The following is a 17,341-nucleotide window of genomic DNA, read 5'->3' as shown; positions in this document are numbered from 1 at the left end:
TGGCGGGCCTGGCTGCGCTGAAGTCAGCGCTTGCCGGTACGCACCATCTCGAGGAAGGCCGGCATCTGGGCTTCCTTGTCTGCGGCGTTTCTCTGCACGTTGGGGTTCTGCTTGAAGTGTTCGAGCAGGGCCTTGGCCTGCGGGAAGTCCGCCAGCACATCCATGTCGAACACCTTCTTGCCCACCGCATACGCCAGGTCGACGCTGTAGCAGAACAGGATGTCCGCCAGGGTCATCTGCTCGCCCGCCACATAGGGAGCGAAGGCACCGTTGCGCTTGAGGGCGGCAAGACCCGCCAGCAGCTCGGCCTTGGCCTTTTGCTTGATGGCCGGGTCCACCTGGGCACCGAAGAACGCCTCGGGGTAGCAGGCTCGGGCCGGCAGCTCGATGTACAGCTCGATCTCCTTGGCCAGTTCGCGCACCTTGGCCTGGGCGAACACGCCCTCGGGCAGCAGCGCCTTGCCGGGCTGGGTCTGCTCGATATAGTCAAGGATCAGGTTGGTCTCACTGAGAAAGCCGTGCTCGGTCTCCAGCACCGGCACCTTGCCGCAGGGGCTGATCTTCAGTGATGCGGGGCCGGGGCCGCCGAAAAACAGCACCTCTTCGAAGTGCACGCCCTTTTCCAGCAGCGCCAGTTTGACCATGTTGTAGTAGTTGCTGACTGCAAATTCGTGAAGCTTGAGCATGAAACATGCCTCCAGGCCGAAAGGGGTTGGCCTGGCCTTTATAGACGCTACCGCAGGCACTGACCAGCATCATGCAGTTGCTCGATAGCCAGGCATTGGCGTGCACTGCGTGGCAAACTGGATGCCCATTCCGAGGAGAGCGCCCATGAGCGAGCCCACCGATATCGACAATGACGAAGAAGCGTTCGCCGAATCGACCCTGATCCAGGCCATCGAGAACCAGATCGAGAACGACAACCCGCCAGCGGCCAAGGCCACGTTCAACAAGCTGACGCTGGTGGGCTACGAGCGCGAGGACATCCTCAACCTGATGGCCCACGTGCTGGCCTGCGAGATCGACGCCATGCTCGAGGACGACCGAGCGTTCGATACGCAGTGGTACGAAACCGCCCTGCGTGCGCTGCCTGAGTTGCCACCCGAAAAGGACTGAAGCAATTACCGGCTGGCGTGGCTACACTGCAACTTCATGTACCCCTGCAAGGGTGCTGCCCTCCACTTCAGGAAAGTCCGGAGTATCTATGTCGTTTACCCCCGAGCTGATTGCCGAACTGGAAATACTCGCGCTGTTCAACCTGGACAGCACGCAGGAAGGACTGAAAGTCCATGCCACCGCAGCACCCCAGGCGATTGCCGCCGCCAAGCGCCTGTTCTCCAAGGAACTGATCACCCAGGAAGACGGCGGCTACCTGACCCCGCTGGGCCGCGATGCGGCGCAGAACGTACAGCAGTTGCTGATCATCCTGAACACGGTCGCCGAGCCGGCTTGAGAGCTTCGCTGAAGCCTTCGCCGGCAAGGCCGGCTCCTGCAGATCGATACAGGAGCCGGCCTTGCCGGCGAAGGCCACACCCGGTCAATACGTCAGGCGCTGACAAAATGGCGCCAGAAATCAAATAGATTTCAGCCCCTCGCCCTGTAGCGGCTAAACTCGCCATTGCTCCCGTGATGGCCAGTTAGAGCCCTGCAATGAACCACCCCCACGAAATTCGACCCGACCTCGACGAAGGCATCGATCGCAAGGTGCTCAGCCAGTTGCGCAAGCGCTTCCTGGCCATCAACCAGGGTCGACTGGCACGCGCCATGGAAGGGTTGTCGAGCCGCCAGCAGCAGGTGCTCAACCTGCTGGCGCTGTTCTTCCACGTCAATCACCCGCTGCTGCCCGGCTACGTATCGGGCACCACTCCGGCGGGCATCTCGTGCTACGAGCCCGACGACGAGGCGCTGGCCGAGGCCCAACGCCTCACCCGCTCGTTCACCTACCGCAAGCGCCACGGCCAGCCACCGCGCCCGCTGCTGGGGCTGTACCTGATGGGCAGCCTGGGCACCCTGGCCCAGGCCGATGAAAGCGACATGGACGTGTGGCTGTGCCACGCCCCCGGGCTCAGCGAGGCCGAGCTGAGCGAGCTGCGCAGAAAGTGCGTGTTGCTGGAGGTCTGGGCCGCGTCCCAGGGCGCCGAACTGCACCTGTTCCTGATCGAGCCGGAGCGCTTCGTCACCGGCGAGCGCAATACCGCACTGAGTTCCGACGACTGCGGCACCACCCAGCACTACCTGCTGCTGGACGAGTTCTACCGCACCGCGCTGTGGCTGGCCGGGCGCACGCCGCTGTGGTGGCTGGTGCCAGTCTACGAGGAAGGCAGCTACGCGCATTACACCCAGACCCTGCTGTCCAAGCGCTTCATCCGCGCCGACGAGAACCTGGACCTCGGCCACCTGGCCCACATCCCGCCCGGCGAGTTCGTGGGCGCCGGGTTGTGGCAGCTGTTCAAGGGCATCGAGTCACCCTACAAGTCGCTGCTCAAGCTGCTGCTGACCGAGGTGTATGCCAGCGAACATCCGCACGTGCAGTGCCTGAGCCTGCAGTTCAAGCAGGCAGTGTTCGCCAACCGCCTCGACCTCGACGAGCTGGACCCGTACATGATGGTGTACCGGCGTATCGAGCAGTACCTGCTGCACCGCGGCGAGGCCCAGCGCCTGGAACTGGTACGACGCAGCCTGTACCTGAAGGTGAACAAGAAGATCAGCCTGCTGGCGCGCCAGCGCAGCGGCGGCTGGCAGCGCGACCTGCTCGAGCGCCTGACCCGCGAGTGGGGCTGGGACGAGCGCCAGCTGATGCTGCTGGACAGCCGCAGCCAGTGGAAGGTGCGCCAGGTGGAAGCCGAACGGCGCATCCTGGTGGCCGAACTCAACCACAGCTACCGTTTTCTCGGCCAGTTCGCACGCAACCCTCAAGCTGCCACGCGCCTCGACCAGCGCGACCTCAACGTGCTGGGCCGACGCCTCTACGCCGCCTTCGAGCGGCGCGCCGGCAAGGTCGAGTTCATCAACCCGGGCATCGCCCCGGACCTGGCCGAAGACACCCTGACCCTGGTCCAGGCACCCAATCGCCAGGAGCCTGGGCAAACCCACTGGAGCCTGTACAGCGGCAACCTGAACGCCCATGAGTGGGAGCAGTTCGTGCCGTTCAAGCGCTGCCGCGAATTGCTCGAACTGCTGGCCTGGGCGCACCGCAACGGGGTGATCGACAGCACCACGCGCCTGGCGCTCAACCCCGGCAGCAGCGACCTGAGCGAGTACGAGCTGTTCAACCTGCTGGGCAGCCTGCAGCAGAGCGTGGCCCTGCCGTTCAAGGAAGTCAGCGAGGCGCGCCTGCTGCAACCGAGCGTGGCGGACGAGATCCTGCTGCTGGTCAACGTCGGCATCGACCCGCTGCAGCATCACCGCGACCTCAACATCCTGATGACCACCGAGCGCACCGACTCGCTGAGCTACGCCGGGGTGCGCGAGAACCTGGTGCTGACCCTGGACCAGGTGACCCTCAACAGCTGGAACGAAGTGCTGGTGCAGCGGTATGACGGCGAGCACGCCCTGATGCGCAACCTGCGCGACTACCTCAACAGCCTGGGCAGCAAGGGCCACCTGCCTACGCTGAACGTGCGCTGCTTCTGCCACAACCGCGCCCAGGCCATCGCCCAGCGGGTCGAAGAGGTGTTCGCCACCGCTCAGGCGCTGCTTGCCGAAGGCCTGGGGCATCGCTACCTGATACAGGTGCAGCAACACACCCATGTACTGGAATTGCACCACGGGGCGGTCAACCTGGTCAGCCTGGACAGTCAGGATGCACTGTTGGCGTACCTGGGCGAGGAACGTGCCGAGTACACCCCGCTGCACCTGGACGCCAACGTGCTGGAAGACCACGACCTTGCGCTGGTGCTGCCCCAGGGCCAGCCGCAGTGCCTGCAGGTGTTCTACCGGGTGCAGGAGAACTGGGCCGACGTCTACGTGCTGGATGAATTCAATGCGCTGTGGCAGCAACGCCTGCCCTACCACGACGACAGCAGCCTGTTGCTGCCGCTGCAGCGCTTTCTGCAATCGGTGGTGTTCCGGCACAACGCACGGCTGCCGCTGGAAGAGCTGCCGGCACAGGGCGCGCTGGACATCCTCTACTATCAGCTGTCGCCCCCCGGTATCGGCCGGGCACGCCAGCTGGAGCCGCGCCAGGCACCGCCCACCACGCTGGGCAGCACCGCCTACGAAGTGCAGGCGATCATCCAGGCAGGCGTCGAAGACGCCCTGCAGGTGACGTTGTACTGCAACCAGAAGGAGTTTTCGGAGCTCGAGTATGGCGACCAGCTGTATGCGGTGGTCGCCCGCGAGATCGTCGGCCAGCGCCGTGACGCCCAGCGCTACCGCTGCTACATCACCGACCTGGACCTGTCCGACCTGCTTGCCGAAGGCCAGGGCTCGAGCATCCTGTACCTGCGCTACAAGCAGGAACTGGAGCGGGTGCTCAACCAGGCGCTGGAAGCGGCCTGATCAGAGGTCGAAGTCGCCTGCGGCTTCGGGCTGGTACTCGACTTCGAGCAGCTTGAGCTTGAGGGTCTTGCCGCCGGGCACCGGCCAGTCGATCTGCTCGCCCACCGACAGGCCGAGCAATGCGCTGCCCATCGGCGCCAGGATCGAGACCGTGCCTTCGGCGCCGGCGTCCTTCGGGTACACCAGGGTCAGGTGGTAGTCCTTGCCGCTGACTTCATCGCGGCAATGCACGCGCGAGTTCATGGTCACGACACCGGCCGGAACCTCCTCGTGGCTCACTACCTGCTCGGCGCGGTCCAGCTCGTCCTGCAGGGCGAGCACACCCGGCGAGTCCTGCGTCTTTTCATCGAGGCCATCGATCAGACGCTCGAGACGCTGTACGTCCAATCGGGTGAGGATAAGGGAAGGCTTGGTGCTCATGATCCAGTCAGACTCCTTGTTCATGGGTAAAAGTGCTGGGCGTTATAAAGCAAAACCCCGCCCAAGGGCGGGGTTTGCATGTTTTTCGGCCAGGCCGATCAACCTCGACACTACCACAGCACAATAAATACACAAGAGGCTCGCCGTCGCAGCCTAGCCGGCCGCCTGGCGTCGTGCCTGTGCCTGGGCGCAGATCTCGCGGCGGCGCTGGTCGTCGGCGCTGCGCCACTGGCGAATGTCCTCGACATGGCGAAAGCAGCCCAGGCACACCTTGGCCTCGTCCAGCCGGCAGAGGCTGATGCAGGGCGACGGCACCGCCGGGCTGACATTGCTGTACAGCGGCTTGGCCGGTTTGGCAGCAGTGCTCATCTCAGATCTCGTCGAAGTCGAGCTTTTCGCCGACCCGCTCCCAGACGATGCGCTCGAGCATCTCGCCGAGCAGTTCCTCGGTCTTCTCACAGGTCCATTTGCCGCTGGCTTCGTCATAGTCGAAATGGAAACCACCCGACTTGTCGGCCAGCCACAGCTGGCGCAGCGGCTCCTGGCGGCTGAAGATCAACTGGCTGCCGTTGTCGAACTTGATGGTCAGAACGCCCGCCGAGTTCTCCATGTCCAGGTCCAGGTCGGTTTCATCGAACAGGTCTTCCAGGGCCTGTTGGGTCGCGTCGACCAGGTCGTGAAAACGCGCTTCGCTCAAACTCATTGCAAGAACCTCGAAAATGTCTGCACACACGCAAGCCGGGCAAGATACGAGCGCCGCGCCACGAATGCAAAGGTTAACGCCCGCAGCCGACACCCTGCACGGGCGCCTGTCCGACGGCGCAGCGGCTACATAGGCAAGGCGCCGGGCGCTCGGTATACTCGGGCGCAATACTGCTTAAATTCAAAGGATTTCGCCATGAAGCGCCTGATTTCCTCCCTCGCGGCGCTAGTCGCGATTGCCTGCCTCGTCTCCGCTTGCGGTCAGAAAGGCCCACTGTACCTGCCTGAAGACGGTAAAGACGGCAAAAAGTCGCAATCGCACCAGCACTGATTAAGGGATCCCCATGGACGCTTTCAACTACCGCGACGGCGAGCTGTTCGCGGAAGGCGTGGCGCTGTCGGCGATTGCCGAACGCTTCGGCACGCCTACCTACGTGTACTCGCGGGCGCATATCGAAGCCCAGTACCGTAGCTACTCCGATGCATTGCAGGGTGTTTCGCACCTGGTGTGCTTCGCCGTAAAAGCCAACTCCAACCTCGGCGTGCTGAACGTGCTGGCACGACTGGGCGCAGGCTTCGACATCGTCTCGGGCGGTGAACTGGAGCGTGTGCTGGCCGCCGGCGGGCGCGCCGACCGTGTGGTGTTCTCCGGCGTGGGCAAGACCCGCGACGACATGCGCCGCGCCCTCGAAGTGGGCGTGCACTGCTTCAACGTCGAGTCCACCGACGAGCTGGAGCGCCTGCAGGTGGTTGCCGCCGAAATGGGCGTACGCGCGCCGATCTCGCTGCGGGTCAACCCGGATGTCGATGCCGGCACCCACCCGTACATTTCCACCGGCCTCAAAGAGAACAAGTTCGGTATCGCCATTGCCGATGCCGAAGAAGTCTACGTGCGCGCCGCGCAGCTGCCGAACCTGGAAATCGTCGGCGTCGACTGCCACATCGGTTCGCAGCTGACGACGCTGGAGCCCTTCCTCGATGCCCTCGACCGCCTGCTGGCGCTGATCGACCGCCTCGGCGAGTGCGGCATCTACCTGCGCCACCTGGACCTGGGCGGCGGCGTGGGCGTGCGCTATCGCGACGAAGAGCCGCCACTGGCCGGCGACTACATCAAGGCCATCCGCGAGCGCGTGGGCGACCGCGACCTGGCGCTGGTATTCGAACCGGGCCGCTACATCGTGGCCAATGCCGGCGTGCTGCTGACCCGCGTCGAGTACCTCAAGCACACCGAGCACAAGGACTTCGCCATCGTCGACGCGGCGATGAACGACCTGATCCGCCCGGCGCTGTACCAGGCCTGGATGGACGTGACCGCCGTGCAGCCGCGTGATGGCGAGCCGCGCAGCTATGACGTGGTCGGCCCGATCTGCGAGACCGGCGACTTCCTGGCCAAGGACCGTGCGCTGAACCTGGCCGAGGGCGACCTGCTGGCCGTGCATTCGGCCGGTGCCTACGGTTTCGTCATGAGTTCGAACTACAACACCCGTGGTCGCTGCGCCGAAGTACTGGTGGATGCCGATCAGGCCTTCGAAGTGCGCCGTCGCGAAACCGTGGCCGAGCTGTTTGCCGGCGAAAGCCTGCTGCCGGAGTGACCCCATGCTGCTGCGTTTTACCAAGATGCACGGCCTGGGCAACGACTTCATGGTCCTCGACCTGGTCAGCCAGCACGCGCACATCCTGCCCAAGCACGCCAAGCAATGGGGTGACCGGCACACCGGCATCGGTTTCGACCAACTGCTAATCGTCGAGGCGCCGAGCAATCCGGACGTGGACTTTCGCTACCGGATCTTCAACGCCGACGGGTCCGAGGTCGAGCAATGCGGCAACGGTGCGCGCTGCTTCGCGCGCTTCGTGCTGGACAAGCGCCTGACGGCGAAAAAGCGCATCCGCGTCGAGACCAAGAGCGGCATCATCGAACTCGATGTGCGCGGCGACGGGCAGATCAGCGTCGACATGGGCCCACCGCGCCTGGTGCCGTCCGAGATCCCCTTCGACGCCCCCGCCCAGGCCCTGAGCTACCCGCTGGAAGTGGCCGGTCGCACGGTCAACCTGGCTGCCGTGTCGATGGGCAACCCCCATGCGGTGCTGCGCGTCGACGACATCAATAGCGCCCCGGTGCACGACCTCGGCCCGCAGATCGAGAACCACCCGCGCTTCCCGCAGCGGGTCAACGTCGGCTTCCTCCAGGTCATCGACCGCCACCGCGCCCAGTTGCGCGTGTGGGAGCGCGGCGCCGGGGAAACCCAGGCCTGCGGCACCGGTGCCTGCGCCGCGGCGGTGGCTGCCATCAGCCAGGGCTGGATGGATTCGCCGCTGCTGATCGACCTGCCCGGAGGGCGCCTGTCCATCGAATGGGGCGGCCCGGGCCGGCCTGTAGTGATGACAGGCCCTGCCGTACGCGTGTATGAAGGACAGGTTCGCCTATGAGTGAGTACCAGCCATGACCGACCAGCCCCACACGCCCACCGCAGAGCCCGAAGCCTCCGACGCCCAGGGCTCGACGCCCAGCGTCGGGGCCCAGGACGTGGTGGCTTACCTGCGCGCCAACCCGGCGTTCTTCGCCGAGCATGACGACTTGCTGCTGGAGTTGCAGGTCCCTCACCAGCGCGGCGACAGCGTGTCGCTGGTGGAGCGCCAGCTCAAGCTGCTGCGCGACCGCAACATCGAGATGCGCCACCGCCTCTCGCACCTGATGGACGTGGCCCGCGACAACGACCGGCTGTTCGAGAAGACCCGCCGGTTGATCCTCGACCTGCTCGACGCCGATAGCCTCGAGGCCGTGGTGATGGCCGTCGAGGACAGCCTGCGCCAGGAGTTCAAGGTGCCGTTCGTGAGCCTGATCCTGTTCGGCGATACCGTGGCCCCCGTGGGCCGCTGGGTCAACCCGACCGAAGCGCAACAGGCCATCGGCGGCCTGCTGTGCGCGGGCAAGACGGTCAGCGGCACCCTGCGCGACCACGAGCTGGACTTCCTGTTCGGCGAGGCCCAGCGTCCCGAAGTCGGCTCCAGTGCCGTCGCCGCGCTCGACTATCAGGGCCTGCATGGCGTGCTCGCCATCGCCAGCCACGACCCGCAGCACTACAAGAGCAGCGTCGGCACCCTGTTCCTGAGCTACATCGCCGAAGTGCTCGGCCGCGTGCTACCGCGCTTTATCCAGACCCTGCGCCCGGTACGCTGATGGAGCGCCAGCTGGACGCGTTCATCGCGCACCTGCGCAACGAGCGCCAGGTGTCGGAGCATACCCAGCTGGCCTACCGGCGTGACCTGGCCAACGTGCTGGCCTACTGCGAGAAAACCGGCATCGCCAGCTGGAGCGCCCTGCAGATCCAGCACCTGCGCCAGTTCGTGGCGCGCCAGCACCATGCCGGGCAGTCGTCGCGCAGCCTGGCGCGCATGCTTTCGGCGGTGCGCGGCCTGTACCGCTACCTGAACCGCGAAGGCCTGTGCGACCACGACCCGGCCAACGGCCTGGCCGCGCCCAAGGGCGAGCGCCGGCTGCCCAAGACCCTCGATACCGACCGCGCGCTGCAATTGCTCGAAGGCGCGGTGGACGACGACTTTCTCGCCCGCCGCGACCAGGCCATGCTCGAGCTGTTCTACTCCTCGGGCCTGCGCCTGTCGGAGCTGACCAGCCTCGATCTCGATCAGCTCGACCTGCCAGCCGGCCTGGTGCAGGTGCATGGCAAGGGCAGCAAGACCCGCGTGCTGCCGGTAGGCCGCAAAGCCCGAGAGGCATTGGAAAAGTGGCTGGCGCTGCGCGGCATCAGCGCCCCGCAGGACAACGCGGTGTTCGTCAGCCAGCAAGGCCGGCGCCTGGGCCCGCGGGCGATCCAGCTGCGGGTCCAGGCGGCGGGCAGCCGTGAGCTGGGGCAGAACCTGCACCCGCACATGCTGCGCCACTCCTTCGCCAGCCACCTGCTCGAATCGTCCCAGGACCTGCGTGCGGTACAGGAAATGCTCGGGCATGCCGACATCGCCACCACGCAGATCTACACTCACCTGGACTTCCAGCACCTGGCGAGCGTCTATGACAGCGCCCACCCAAGGGCCAAACGCAGCAAGGACAGTGACTCATGAGCATTCAGCTGATCACCTTCGACCTGGACGACACCCTGTGGGACACCGCCCCGGTCATTGTCAGTGCCGAGGCCGTGCTGCGCGACTGGCTGGCGGCGAATGCACCCGACCTGGGCGCGGTGCCGGTGGAGCACCTGTATGCCATTCGCGAGCGCCTGGTGCAGGCCGAGCCGGGCCTGCGGCATCGCATCAGCGCCTTGCGGCGCAAGGTGCTGTTCCATGCCATGAGCGACGTCGGCTACAGCGAAGCCAGGGCCCACGCCCTGGCCAACGAGGGCTTTGAAGTGTTCCTGCATGCGCGCCACCAGGTGGATATCTTCCCCGAGGTGCAGCCAGTGCTGGAGGTGCTGCGCCATCGCTACACCCTGGGCGTGGTCACCAATGGCAATGCCGACGTGAGGCGCCTGGGGCTGGCCGACTATTTCAGGTTCGCCCTGTGCGCCGAGGACCTGGGCATCGGCAAGCCCGACCCGCAACCGTTTCTCGAAGCATTGCGCCAGGGCCAGGCCGAGGCCGGCAATGCCGTGCATATCGGCGACCACCCGGGCGACGACATCGCCGGGGCCCAGCAGGCCGGCCTGCGCGCGATATGGTTCAACCCGCAGGGCAAGGCGTGGACGGCCGAGGGGCAGCCGGATGCCGAGATCCAGCGCCTGTCGCAGTTGCCTGAGCTGTTGCTCAGTTGGCGTTAGCCCCGCTGGCCCCATCGCGGGTCAAGCCCGCTCCCACAAGGGTTGCGGTGATCGTTGTAGGAGCGGGCCTGCCCCACCATAGCGCCAGCAGCGGCAACCCGTAACGCCACCCACAAAAAAGCCCGCAGCGACGGCGGGCTCTTCTGTTCGACGGCACCCCTCAGATAGGACGGCTACCGTACTTGTTGTCTGGCTTCTTGGGCGGATCGGCGACCACGTTGGCCTCCACTTCCTGCACCTTGCCGCCACGCGACAGGAACTCTTCCATCGCCTTGGCGAGCGCGTCGCGCTCCTTCTGCTTGGCTTCCATGCTGGGCATTTCGTCGACCGAGACCGCAGCCTTGGACTTGCCCTTGGCTACCGGTGCGGGGCTGTCGTCACCGCTGTCATCGGCAACGTCGTCGGCAGCCGCTTCCAGGCCTTCATCGGTATCGTCTTCGTCGCCCACTTCGAGGTCGTCGTTTTCCAGATCATCGTCGCTCATGTTCTACCTCATGACTTGCGAAAAGCAGATAAGTTATAGACCAACAGCGCCAGGTGCGGCCACTGCCGGAAAAATCCAGGGCCACGGGTAGCCCGCGGCCAGCGGCGCCCGCCCTACCACCTGGCGAGCACCGTGCGGGCCCGTGCAGGGCCCGACAAAAAGAAAGAGCTGCCGGCATTGCTTCACCAGCTGACCCCGCCGTGAGCGGCCTGTTCAATGCCAAGCCTAGCAAAGGGTATCGAAGTGCGCGGACAGGTCATCCGCACCCTACGGCGCGCATTCTAGCGTGATGTGTGAAAAAGCAAAGTGCCTAAATATCCTTGTTCGCTGTAAGTTTTATGCTTGATGGCCATTACAGCGTCAAGCGCCTGCAAATGCCCCCGTGGAAACCGTTTGCGTGCCCTTGGATGGACAAAATCCAGGCAAAAAAATGCCCGGCAAGCCGGGCATGTTTTTTCGAGCATGTTACAGGTTGTAGCCACGCTCGTTGTGCTGCGCGAGGTCGAGGCCGACCGCTTCTTCCTCTTCGTTGACCCGCAGGCCCATCACCAGGTCCAGCACCTTCAGAATCACGTAGGTGACGATGGCGGTGTAGATCACCGTGAAGCCCACGCCCTTGGCCTGCACCCAGACCTGTGCGCCGATATCTTCGACGGTACCGAAGCCGCCCAGTGCAGGGGCCGCGAACACGCCGGTGAGAATCGCGCCGACGATGCCGCCGATGCCATGCACGCCGAAGGCGTCCAGGGAGTCGTCATAGCCCATCTTGCGCTTGAGGCTGGTGGCGCAGAAGAAGCACACCACACCCGATACCAGGCCGATCACCAGCGCGCCCATCGGGCCTACGGTGCCCGCAGCCGGGGTGATCGCCACCAGGCCCGCCACCACACCGGAGGCGATGCCCAGGGCGCTGGGTTTGCCGTGGGTGATCCACTCGGCGAACATCCAGCCCAGCGCAGCGGCGGCCGTGGCGATCTGGGTCACCAGCATGGCCATGCCGGCGGTGCCGTTGGCAGCGGCTGCGGAGCCGGCGTTGAAGCCGAACCAGCCGATCCACAGCATGGCCGCGCCCATCAGGGTGTAGCCCAGGTTGTGCGGGGCCATCGGGGTGGTCGGGAAACCCTTGCGCTTGCCCAGCACCAGGCACGCCACCAGGCCCGCGATACCCGCATTGATATGCACCACGGTGCCACCGGCAAAGTCCAGTACGCCCCAGTCCCACATCAGGCCGCCGGCACCGGACCAGACCATGTGCGCGATCGGTGCGTAGACCAGGGTGAACCACACGGCCATGAAGATCAGCATGGCCGAGAACTTCATGCGCTCGGCAAAGGCACCGACGATCAGGGCCGGAGTGATGATGGCGAAGGTCATCTGGAAGGTGATGAACACCGCCTCGGGGAACAACGAGGTCAGGCTTGCGGGGGTGACGCCGGCCAGGAAGGCCTTGGAGAACCCGCCGACGAAGGAATTGAAGTTGACCACGCCCTCTTCCATACCCGTGGTATCGAACGCCAGGCTGTAGCCGTAGACCATCCACAGAATGCTGATCAGGCCGGTGATGGCGAAACACTGCATCATCACCGAAAGCACGTTCTTGGAACGCACCATGCCGCCGTAGAACAACGCCAGGCCCGGGATGGTCATGAACAGCACCAGCGCGGTGGCGGTCAACATCCAGGCGGTGTCGCCGGAGTTGAGCACGGGGGCGGCTGCCTCCTCTGCCATGGCCATGCCAGGCATTACGAGGGACAAAAGGGCTCCTAGCCCTGCGAACTGACGCAGAGTCATATTGTTATCTCCTGGGGCGTTGGGGTTTGGGGCGGCGTTACTTAGATCGCGTCGGTATCGGTTTCACCGGTACGGATGCGGATGGCCTGTTCCAGATTGACCACGAAAATCTTGCCGTCACCGATCTTGCCGGTGTTGGCCGCCTTGGTGATCGCCTCGATGACCCGGTCCAGGTCCTTGTCGTCGATGGCGACATCGATCTTCACCTTGGGCAGGAAATCGACTACGTATTCAGCACCGCGATACAGCTCGGTGTGGCCTTTCTGCCGTCCGAAGCCTTTGACTTCCGTGACGGTAATGCCCTGCACGCCGATTTCGGACAGCGACTCGCGCACGTCGTCCAACTTGAATGGCTTGATGATGGCAGTGACTAGCTTCATGAAACTCTCTCCCGAATTGGTGGACTTGCCCCAGGAAAACAAACCCGTCTCAAGTCTAAGCGCAGTGCCTGGCTTTGTAACGCTTCGTCGGCCTCAATCCAAAGGCCCGACACCAGTGCATGAGTCACTTGGCTCTAAGCAGAAACCTTGCCATGTCTGCCAAAGCCACCAATTACAACGGCTTGCGTGCCTTGCGTGGAATTGGCCAGTCGCCAGCAGCGCAAACACGCACAAAAACGGTGCGCTACCGATCGGGGGAATGCGCGAAAAGCGTGCGGGGCGAGCGGGCGTGGGGTGCGTGTTACACTGGCCGCCTCTTTGCATTTACCGGACGGACCAACATGCTCGCGCCCAAAGCCTTTCTCGATGCCCTGAGCGACCAGGCCTCGCGCCTGTTCAGCGGTGACACCGCGCAGCCGCGCAGCGAACTGGAAAGCCAGTTCAAGGCGCTGCTGCAAAGTGGTTTCAGCAAGCTGGAACTGGTCAGCCGTGAGGAGTTCGACAGCCAGATGGTAGTGCTGGCCCGCACCCGCGCACGCCTGGAGGCGCTGGAGGCCAAGGTCGAAGAGATGGAAGCGCGGTTGAGCCCGGCGGCTGCCGAGTAGAGCGCAGCGCAGCCTTCGTCGGCAGGGCCGGCGCCTGCAGGGTCATGCAGGGGCCTGCCTCACCTTCTCATACCGCACATCCCCCTCCTCCAACTGCGCCACCACCTCCCACCCCAAGCGGCGATAGAAGCCATTGGCACGCACGCCGTCGCGGCCCGAAGGCTGCACCGGGGCGCCGTGATCTTGACCAGCGCCCCTGGCCCCGTCAACCGCTGCAAAACCTCGACTCACTCTCCCCCGCGCACCCTGCGCGCGCACCACTATCCTTGCCCCAGCCGCAGGACGCGGCATTGTCCCGATCATGGAGTGTGCATGTCCCTCGCCCTTGTCCACAGCCGCGCCCAGGTGGGCGTACTGGCCCCTGCGGTCACCATCGAAGCGCACCTGGCCAACGGCCTGCCCAACCTGACCCTGGTCGGCCTGCCCGAAGCCACGGTGAAGGAAAGCAAGGACCGTGTGCGCAGCGCTATCCTCAACTCCGGCCTGGAGTTCCCCGCGCGGCGCATCACCCTCAACCTCGCCCCCGCCGACCTGCCCAAGGATGGCGGACGCTTCGACCTGGCCATAGCCCTGGGCATCCTGGCCGCCAACGGGCAGATGCCGATCGCCTCGCTGCACGCAGTGGAATGCCTGGGCGAGCTGGCGCTGTCGGGGGCGGTGCGCTGCGTGCAGGGCGTGCTGCCGGCCGCGCTTGCGGCCCGCGAAGCCGGGCGCGCGCTGGTGGTGCCACGGGAGAATGCCGAGGAGGCCTGCCTGGCTTCGGGCCTGGTGGTGTACGCCGTAGACCACCTGCTGGAACTGGTCGCGCACCTCAACGGCCAGCAGCCCCTCGAACCCTACAAGGCCAACGGCCTGGTCCTGCACAGCCAGCCCTACCCCGACCTCAACGAGGTGCAGGGCCAGCTTGCCGCCAAGCGTGCCCTGCTGGTCGCGGCGGCCGGGGCCCACAACCTGCTGTTCAGCGGGCCACCCGGCACCGGCAAGACTCTGCTCGCCAGCCGCCTGCCCGGCCTGCTGCCACCGCTGAACGAGCGCGAAGCGCTGGAGGTGGCGGCCATCCAGTCGGTCGCCAGCCCGCTGCCGCTCAACAGCTGGCCGCAGCGTCCGTTTCGCCACCCGCATCACTCGGCGTCGGGGGCCGCACTGGTCGGCGGTGGCAGCCGCCCGCAACCCGGCGAGATCACCCTGGCCCACCATGGCGTGCTGTTTCTGGATGAGTTGCCGGAGTTCGAGCGGCGCGTGCTGGAAGTGCTGCGCGAGCCCCTGGAATCGGGCGAAATCGTGATCGCCCGGGCCAAGGACAAGATCCGCTTCCCGGCCCGCTTCCAATTGGTGGCGGCGATGAACCCCTGCCCCTGCGGCTACCATGGCGACCCCACCGGTCGCTGCCGATGCAGCAGCGACCAGATCCAGCGCTACCGCAACAAGCTCTCCGGCCCGTTGCTTGATCGCATCGACCTGCACCTGACCGTCGCCCGTGAAGCCACGGCGCTCTCGCACTGCACCGACAACGGCCCCGCCAGTGCCCACATCGCAGGGCAGGTGGCTGCCGCACGCGAACGACAACAACAGCGCCAGGGCTGTGCCAACGCCTTTCTCGAGCTGCCCGGCCTGCGCCAGCACTGCGCGCTGTCCGCTGACGATCAGCACTGGCTGGAAACCGCGTGCGAACGACTAACCTTGTCGCTACGGGCGGCGCACCGCCTGCTCAAGGTGGCGCGTACGCTGGCCGATCTGGAACAGGCCGCACACATCGCACGCGTGCACCTGGCCGAGGCCCTGCAGTACCGCCCCGGGCCTTAGGTGCCTTGACGCCCATCGGTTTGTGCAATGCCGGGCGCAGCCTCATCATGCGCCCTCACTGTTCAACGCTGCCGCCGTAGCAGCCCCCTGGAGCCGAGCGATGCCACACGAAGGCAGCCTTTTGCAAACAGCCGTCATCTTCCTGCTTGCCGCGGTCATTGCGGTGCCCCTGGCCAAGCGTTTGCAACTGGGCGCCGTGATCGGCTACCTGCTCGCAGGCGTCGCCATCGGCCCCCAGGTCCTGGGGCTGATCCGCGACACCGAAAGCGTCGCGCACATTTCCGAGCTGGGTGTGGTGCTGTTGCTGTTCATCATCGGCCTGGAGCTTTCGCCGCGCCGCCTGTGGCTGATGCGCAAATCGGTGTTCGGCGTGGGGCTGGCGCAGGTGCTGCTGACGGGCGCCGTGATCGGCGCCATTGCCCTGTTCGGCTTCGGCCAGCCGATGCCCGCCGCCGTGGTCGTCGGCCTGGGCCTGGCGTTATCGTCCACCGCCCTTGGCCTGCAGAGCCTGGCCGAAAGCAAGCAGCTCAACGCCCCCCATGGACGCCTGGCCTTCGCCGTGCTGCTGTTCCAGGATATCGCGGCCATTCCGCTGATCGCCCTGGTGCCCCTGTTGGCCGCCAGCGGCCCGGACACCAGCCACGGCGACAGCCTGGCACATGGCCTGAAGGTGTTCGCCAGCATCGCGGTGGTGATCGTCGGCGGCCGCTATCTGCTGCGCCCGGTGTTTCGCATCGTCGCCCGTACCGGGCTGCCGGAAGTCTCCACCGCCACCGCGCTGCTGGTGGTGATCGGTACTGCCTGGCTGATGGAAGAAGCCGGCATCTCCATGGCACTGGGCGCCTTCCTCGCCGGCCTGCTGCTGGCTGACTCCGAGTACCGCCATGAGCTCGAATCGCAGATCGAGCCCTTCAAGGGCCTGCTGCTCGGGCTGTTCTTCATCAGCGTGGGCATGGGGGCCAACCTGGGCATGCTGCTGCAGAGCCCGGGCCTGCTGTTGGGCCTGACCCTGTTGCTGGTGGCAGTCAAGTTGCCACTGTTGATGCTGGTCGGCCGCATCGGGGGGCTGAACAAGGGCAATGCATTGCGCCTGGGGGTGGTACTGGCGGCGGGCGGCGAATTTGCCTTCGTGGTATTCAAGCTGGGCAAGGATCAGGGCCTGTTCGACACCTACACCTATGACCTGCTGCTGATGACCATCACCCTGTCGATGGCCGTCACGCCTCTGTTGCTGCTGGCCTGCACGCGCCTGCTCAAGCACCGCCAGGCACCCCGTGAAGTGCCCGAGCAGTACCGGCAGATCCAGACCGACGCGCCGCGCGTGGTAATCGTCGGCATGGGGCGCATGGGCCAGATCGTCTCGCGCATATTGCGTGCCCAGAAGATTCCCTTCGTTGCCCTGGACACCTCGGTGGACGCCATCGAGCTGACCCGCACCTTCGAGCAGGCACCGGTATTCTACGGCGACCCGCTGCGCGCAGAAGTGCTGCATGCCGCCAAGGTGGGCGAGGCCGAGTACTTCGTGATCACCACGGATGACCCCGAAGTAACGACTCGCACGGCTGAACGGGTCAAGCGCCTGTACCCGCACCTCAAGGTGCTCGCCCGTGCGCGTAACCGCCAGCATGTGCACAAGCTGACCGATGTGGGCGCGGTGCCGATCCGCGAGACGTTCTACTCAAGCCTGGAAATGACCCGTCGCGCCCTGGTGGGGCTGGGGCTTTCCGAAGCGCAGGCAGCAGACCGTATCCAGCGCTTCACCGAACATGACGAGCAGGTGCTGGAAACCCAGGGCCTGGTGCGCAATGACCGCGCCAAGGTCATGCAGAACGCCAAGGAAGCACGGGCGGAGTTGGCGCGGCTGTTCGAGTCGGATGCAGACTGAGC

The 17,341-nt window shown here is 65.3% G+C and carries 18 protein-coding genes and 2 pseudogenes; 12 read left to right on the top strand and 8 right to left on the bottom strand.

The annotated features are described in order from the left end of the window. Positions 1-23: 23 nt before the first annotated feature. Entirely contained in the window at positions 24-686 is a 663-nt protein-coding gene (locus tag QMX96_RS03560) for a glutathione S-transferase (RefSeq protein ID WP_282361191.1), read from the bottom strand. Positions 687-831: 145 nt separating this feature from the next. On the opposite strand from QMX96_RS03560, the gene QMX96_RS03555 reads away from it, so the two are divergent. The 3 genes from QMX96_RS03555 to QMX96_RS03545 all read left to right on the top strand — a co-directional run bounded on the left by QMX96_RS03555 (position 832) and on the right by QMX96_RS03545 (position 4,500). After that, positions 832-1,116, top strand: a complete 285-nt coding sequence (locus QMX96_RS03555) for a hypothetical protein (RefSeq protein ID WP_043863366.1) — start codon at positions 832-834, stop codon at positions 1,114-1,116. An 88-nt stretch (positions 1,117-1,204) separates the two neighbouring features. Next, the gene (locus tag QMX96_RS03550; RefSeq protein WP_043863365.1) at positions 1,205-1,453 is read left to right on the top strand and encodes a TIGR02647 family protein; all 249 of its coding nucleotides are present in this window, start codon (positions 1,205-1,207) and stop codon (positions 1,451-1,453) included. A 197-nt stretch (positions 1,454-1,650) separates the two neighbouring features. Continuing rightward, positions 1,651-4,500, top strand: a complete 2,850-nt coding sequence (locus QMX96_RS03545; protein ID WP_282361190.1) for a class I adenylate cyclase — start codon at positions 1,651-1,653, stop codon at positions 4,498-4,500. Here QMX96_RS03545 and rnk read toward each other — a convergent pair whose 3' ends face one another. The 3 genes from rnk to cyaY all read right to left on the bottom strand — a co-directional run bounded on the left by rnk (position 4,501) and on the right by cyaY (position 5,623). Then, the gene (rnk, locus tag QMX96_RS03540; RefSeq protein ID WP_043863363.1) at positions 4,501-4,920 is read right to left on the bottom strand and encodes a nucleoside diphosphate kinase regulator; all 420 of its coding nucleotides are present in this window, start codon (positions 4,918-4,920) and stop codon (positions 4,501-4,503) included. Positions 4,921-5,073: 153 nt separating this feature from the next. After that, positions 5,074-5,289 (bottom strand): DUF1289 domain-containing protein, encoded by a 216-nt coding sequence (locus QMX96_RS03535; RefSeq protein WP_054915485.1) that lies wholly within the window; start codon positions 5,287-5,289, stop codon positions 5,074-5,076. A 1-nt stretch (position 5,290) separates the two neighbouring features. Beyond that, on the bottom strand, positions 5,291-5,623 hold the full coding sequence (gene cyaY / locus QMX96_RS03530; RefSeq protein ID WP_043863361.1) for an iron donor protein CyaY: 333 nt from the start codon (positions 5,621-5,623) through the stop codon (positions 5,291-5,293). 195 nt (positions 5,624-5,818) lie between these two features. Here cyaY and QMX96_RS03525 point away from each other — a divergent pair. The 6 genes and pseudogenes from QMX96_RS03525 to QMX96_RS03500 all read left to right on the top strand — a co-directional run. Beyond that, positions 5,819-5,950: pseudogene (locus QMX96_RS03525) on the top strand (lipoprotein); the annotation flags it as partial. A 16-nt stretch (positions 5,951-5,966) separates the two neighbouring features. Then, complete coding sequence (gene lysA / locus QMX96_RS03520) at positions 5,967-7,214, top strand: diaminopimelate decarboxylase (RefSeq protein ID WP_210014705.1); 1,248 nt, start codon at positions 5,967-5,969, stop codon at positions 7,212-7,214. 4 nt (positions 7,215-7,218) lie between these two features. After that, positions 7,219-8,049, top strand: coding sequence for a diaminopimelate epimerase (gene dapF / locus QMX96_RS03515; RefSeq protein ID WP_058541735.1), 831 nt, complete (start codon positions 7,219-7,221; stop codon positions 8,047-8,049). 13 nt (positions 8,050-8,062) lie between these two features. Beyond that, positions 8,063-8,800 (top strand): DUF484 family protein, encoded by a 738-nt coding sequence (locus QMX96_RS03510; RefSeq protein ID WP_282361189.1) that lies wholly within the window; start codon positions 8,063-8,065, stop codon positions 8,798-8,800. Then, complete coding sequence (xerC, locus tag QMX96_RS03505) at positions 8,800-9,699, top strand: tyrosine recombinase XerC (RefSeq protein ID WP_078480655.1); 900 nt, start codon at positions 8,800-8,802, stop codon at positions 9,697-9,699. Before QMX96_RS03510 ends, xerC begins: the two co-directional genes overlap by 1 nt. Next, a complete protein-coding gene (locus tag QMX96_RS03500; RefSeq protein ID WP_043863355.1) occupies positions 9,696-10,391 on the top strand; it encodes an HAD-IA family hydrolase in 696 nt (231 codons plus the stop codon). The genes xerC and QMX96_RS03500 overlap by 4 nt, the downstream gene beginning before the upstream one ends. A 160-nt stretch (positions 10,392-10,551) precedes the next feature. On the opposite strand, the gene sutA is transcribed toward QMX96_RS03500, so the two are convergent. The 3 genes from sutA to glnK form a co-directional block, all read right to left on the bottom strand. Continuing rightward, positions 10,552-10,875: a transcriptional regulator SutA gene (gene sutA / locus QMX96_RS03495; RefSeq protein ID WP_043863351.1), complete on the bottom strand. Its 324-nt coding sequence runs from the start codon at positions 10,873-10,875 to the stop codon at positions 10,552-10,554. 465 nt (positions 10,876-11,340) lie between these two features. Continuing rightward, the gene (locus tag QMX96_RS03490; RefSeq protein WP_043863350.1) at positions 11,341-12,666 is read right to left on the bottom strand and encodes an ammonium transporter; all 1,326 of its coding nucleotides are present in this window, start codon (positions 12,664-12,666) and stop codon (positions 11,341-11,343) included. Positions 12,667-12,707: 41 nt separating this feature from the next. Then, the gene (glnK, locus tag QMX96_RS03485) at positions 12,708-13,046 is read right to left on the bottom strand and encodes a P-II family nitrogen regulator (protein ID WP_002555808.1); all 339 of its coding nucleotides are present in this window, start codon (positions 13,044-13,046) and stop codon (positions 12,708-12,710) included. A gap of 341 nt (positions 13,047-13,387) precedes the next feature. On the opposite strand from glnK, the gene QMX96_RS03480 reads away from it, so the two are divergent. Then, positions 13,388-13,651, top strand: a complete 264-nt coding sequence (locus tag QMX96_RS03480; RefSeq protein ID WP_282361188.1) for an accessory factor UbiK family protein — start codon at positions 13,388-13,390, stop codon at positions 13,649-13,651. A gap of 42 nt (positions 13,652-13,693) precedes the next feature. On the opposite strand, the pseudogene QMX96_RS03475 reads toward QMX96_RS03480, so the two are convergent. Continuing rightward, positions 13,694-13,807: pseudogene (locus QMX96_RS03475) on the bottom strand (GNAT family N-acetyltransferase); the annotation flags it as partial. 156 nt (positions 13,808-13,963) lie between these two features. On the opposite strand from QMX96_RS03475, the gene QMX96_RS03470 reads away from it, so the two are divergent. Both QMX96_RS03470 and QMX96_RS03465 read left to right on the top strand, forming a co-directional pair. After that, complete coding sequence (locus QMX96_RS03470) at positions 13,964-15,454, top strand: YifB family Mg chelatase-like AAA ATPase (protein WP_088514611.1); 1,491 nt, start codon at positions 13,964-13,966, stop codon at positions 15,452-15,454. 100 nt (positions 15,455-15,554) lie between these two features. Beyond that, positions 15,555-17,339, top strand: a complete 1,785-nt coding sequence (locus QMX96_RS03465; RefSeq protein WP_123753390.1) for a monovalent cation:proton antiporter-2 (CPA2) family protein — start codon at positions 15,555-15,557, stop codon at positions 17,337-17,339. Positions 17,340-17,341: the final 2 nt, after the last annotated feature.

The organism is Pseudomonas sp. PS01300, assembly GCF_029960155.1.
Taxonomy (GTDB): Bacteria; Pseudomonadota; Gammaproteobacteria; order Pseudomonadales; family Pseudomonadaceae; genus Aquipseudomonas; species Aquipseudomonas palmensis.
Note: the sequence above shows the minus strand (reverse complement) of the source record. Positions and strands in the feature narration are given on the sequence as shown.

What these genes read in the sequence shown, in the direction of transcription:
- QMX96_RS03560 (WP_282361191.1), bottom strand. Translation starts at nt 686, where the DNA reads ATGCTCAAGCTTCACGAATTTGCAGTCAGCAACTACTACAACATGGTC.
- QMX96_RS03555 (WP_043863366.1), top strand. Translation starts at nt 832, where the DNA reads ATGAGCGAGCCCACCGATATCGACAATGACGAAGAAGCGTTCGCCGAA.
- QMX96_RS03550 (WP_043863365.1), top strand. Translation starts at nt 1,205, where the DNA reads ATGTCGTTTACCCCCGAGCTGATTGCCGAACTGGAAATACTCGCGCTG.
- QMX96_RS03545 (WP_282361190.1), top strand. Translation starts at nt 1,651, where the DNA reads ATGAACCACCCCCACGAAATTCGACCCGACCTCGACGAAGGCATCGAT.
- rnk (WP_043863363.1), bottom strand. Translation starts at nt 4,920, where the DNA reads ATGAGCACCAAGCCTTCCCTTATCCTCACCCGATTGGACGTACAGCGT.
- QMX96_RS03535 (WP_054915485.1), bottom strand. Translation starts at nt 5,289, where the DNA reads ATGAGCACTGCTGCCAAACCGGCCAAGCCGCTGTACAGCAATGTCAGC.
- cyaY (WP_043863361.1), bottom strand. Translation starts at nt 5,623, where the DNA reads ATGAGTTTGAGCGAAGCGCGTTTTCACGACCTGGTCGACGCGACCCAA.
- lysA (WP_210014705.1), top strand. Translation starts at nt 5,967, where the DNA reads ATGGACGCTTTCAACTACCGCGACGGCGAGCTGTTCGCGGAAGGCGTG.
- dapF (WP_058541735.1), top strand. Translation starts at nt 7,219, where the DNA reads ATGCTGCTGCGTTTTACCAAGATGCACGGCCTGGGCAACGACTTCATG.
- QMX96_RS03510 (WP_282361189.1), top strand. Translation starts at nt 8,063, where the DNA reads ATGACCGACCAGCCCCACACGCCCACCGCAGAGCCCGAAGCCTCCGAC.
- xerC (WP_078480655.1), top strand. Translation starts at nt 8,800, where the DNA reads ATGGAGCGCCAGCTGGACGCGTTCATCGCGCACCTGCGCAACGAGCGC.
- QMX96_RS03500 (WP_043863355.1), top strand. Translation starts at nt 9,696, where the DNA reads ATGAGCATTCAGCTGATCACCTTCGACCTGGACGACACCCTGTGGGAC.
- sutA (WP_043863351.1), bottom strand. Translation starts at nt 10,875, where the DNA reads ATGAGCGACGATGATCTGGAAAACGACGACCTCGAAGTGGGCGACGAA.
- QMX96_RS03490 (WP_043863350.1), bottom strand. Translation starts at nt 12,666, where the DNA reads ATGACTCTGCGTCAGTTCGCAGGGCTAGGAGCCCTTTTGTCCCTCGTA.
- glnK (WP_002555808.1), bottom strand. Translation starts at nt 13,046, where the DNA reads ATGAAGCTAGTCACTGCCATCATCAAGCCATTCAAGTTGGACGACGTG.
- QMX96_RS03480 (WP_282361188.1), top strand. Translation starts at nt 13,388, where the DNA reads ATGCTCGCGCCCAAAGCCTTTCTCGATGCCCTGAGCGACCAGGCCTCG.
- QMX96_RS03470 (WP_088514611.1), top strand. Translation starts at nt 13,964, where the DNA reads ATGTCCCTCGCCCTTGTCCACAGCCGCGCCCAGGTGGGCGTACTGGCC.
- QMX96_RS03465 (WP_123753390.1), top strand. Translation starts at nt 15,555, where the DNA reads ATGCCACACGAAGGCAGCCTTTTGCAAACAGCCGTCATCTTCCTGCTT.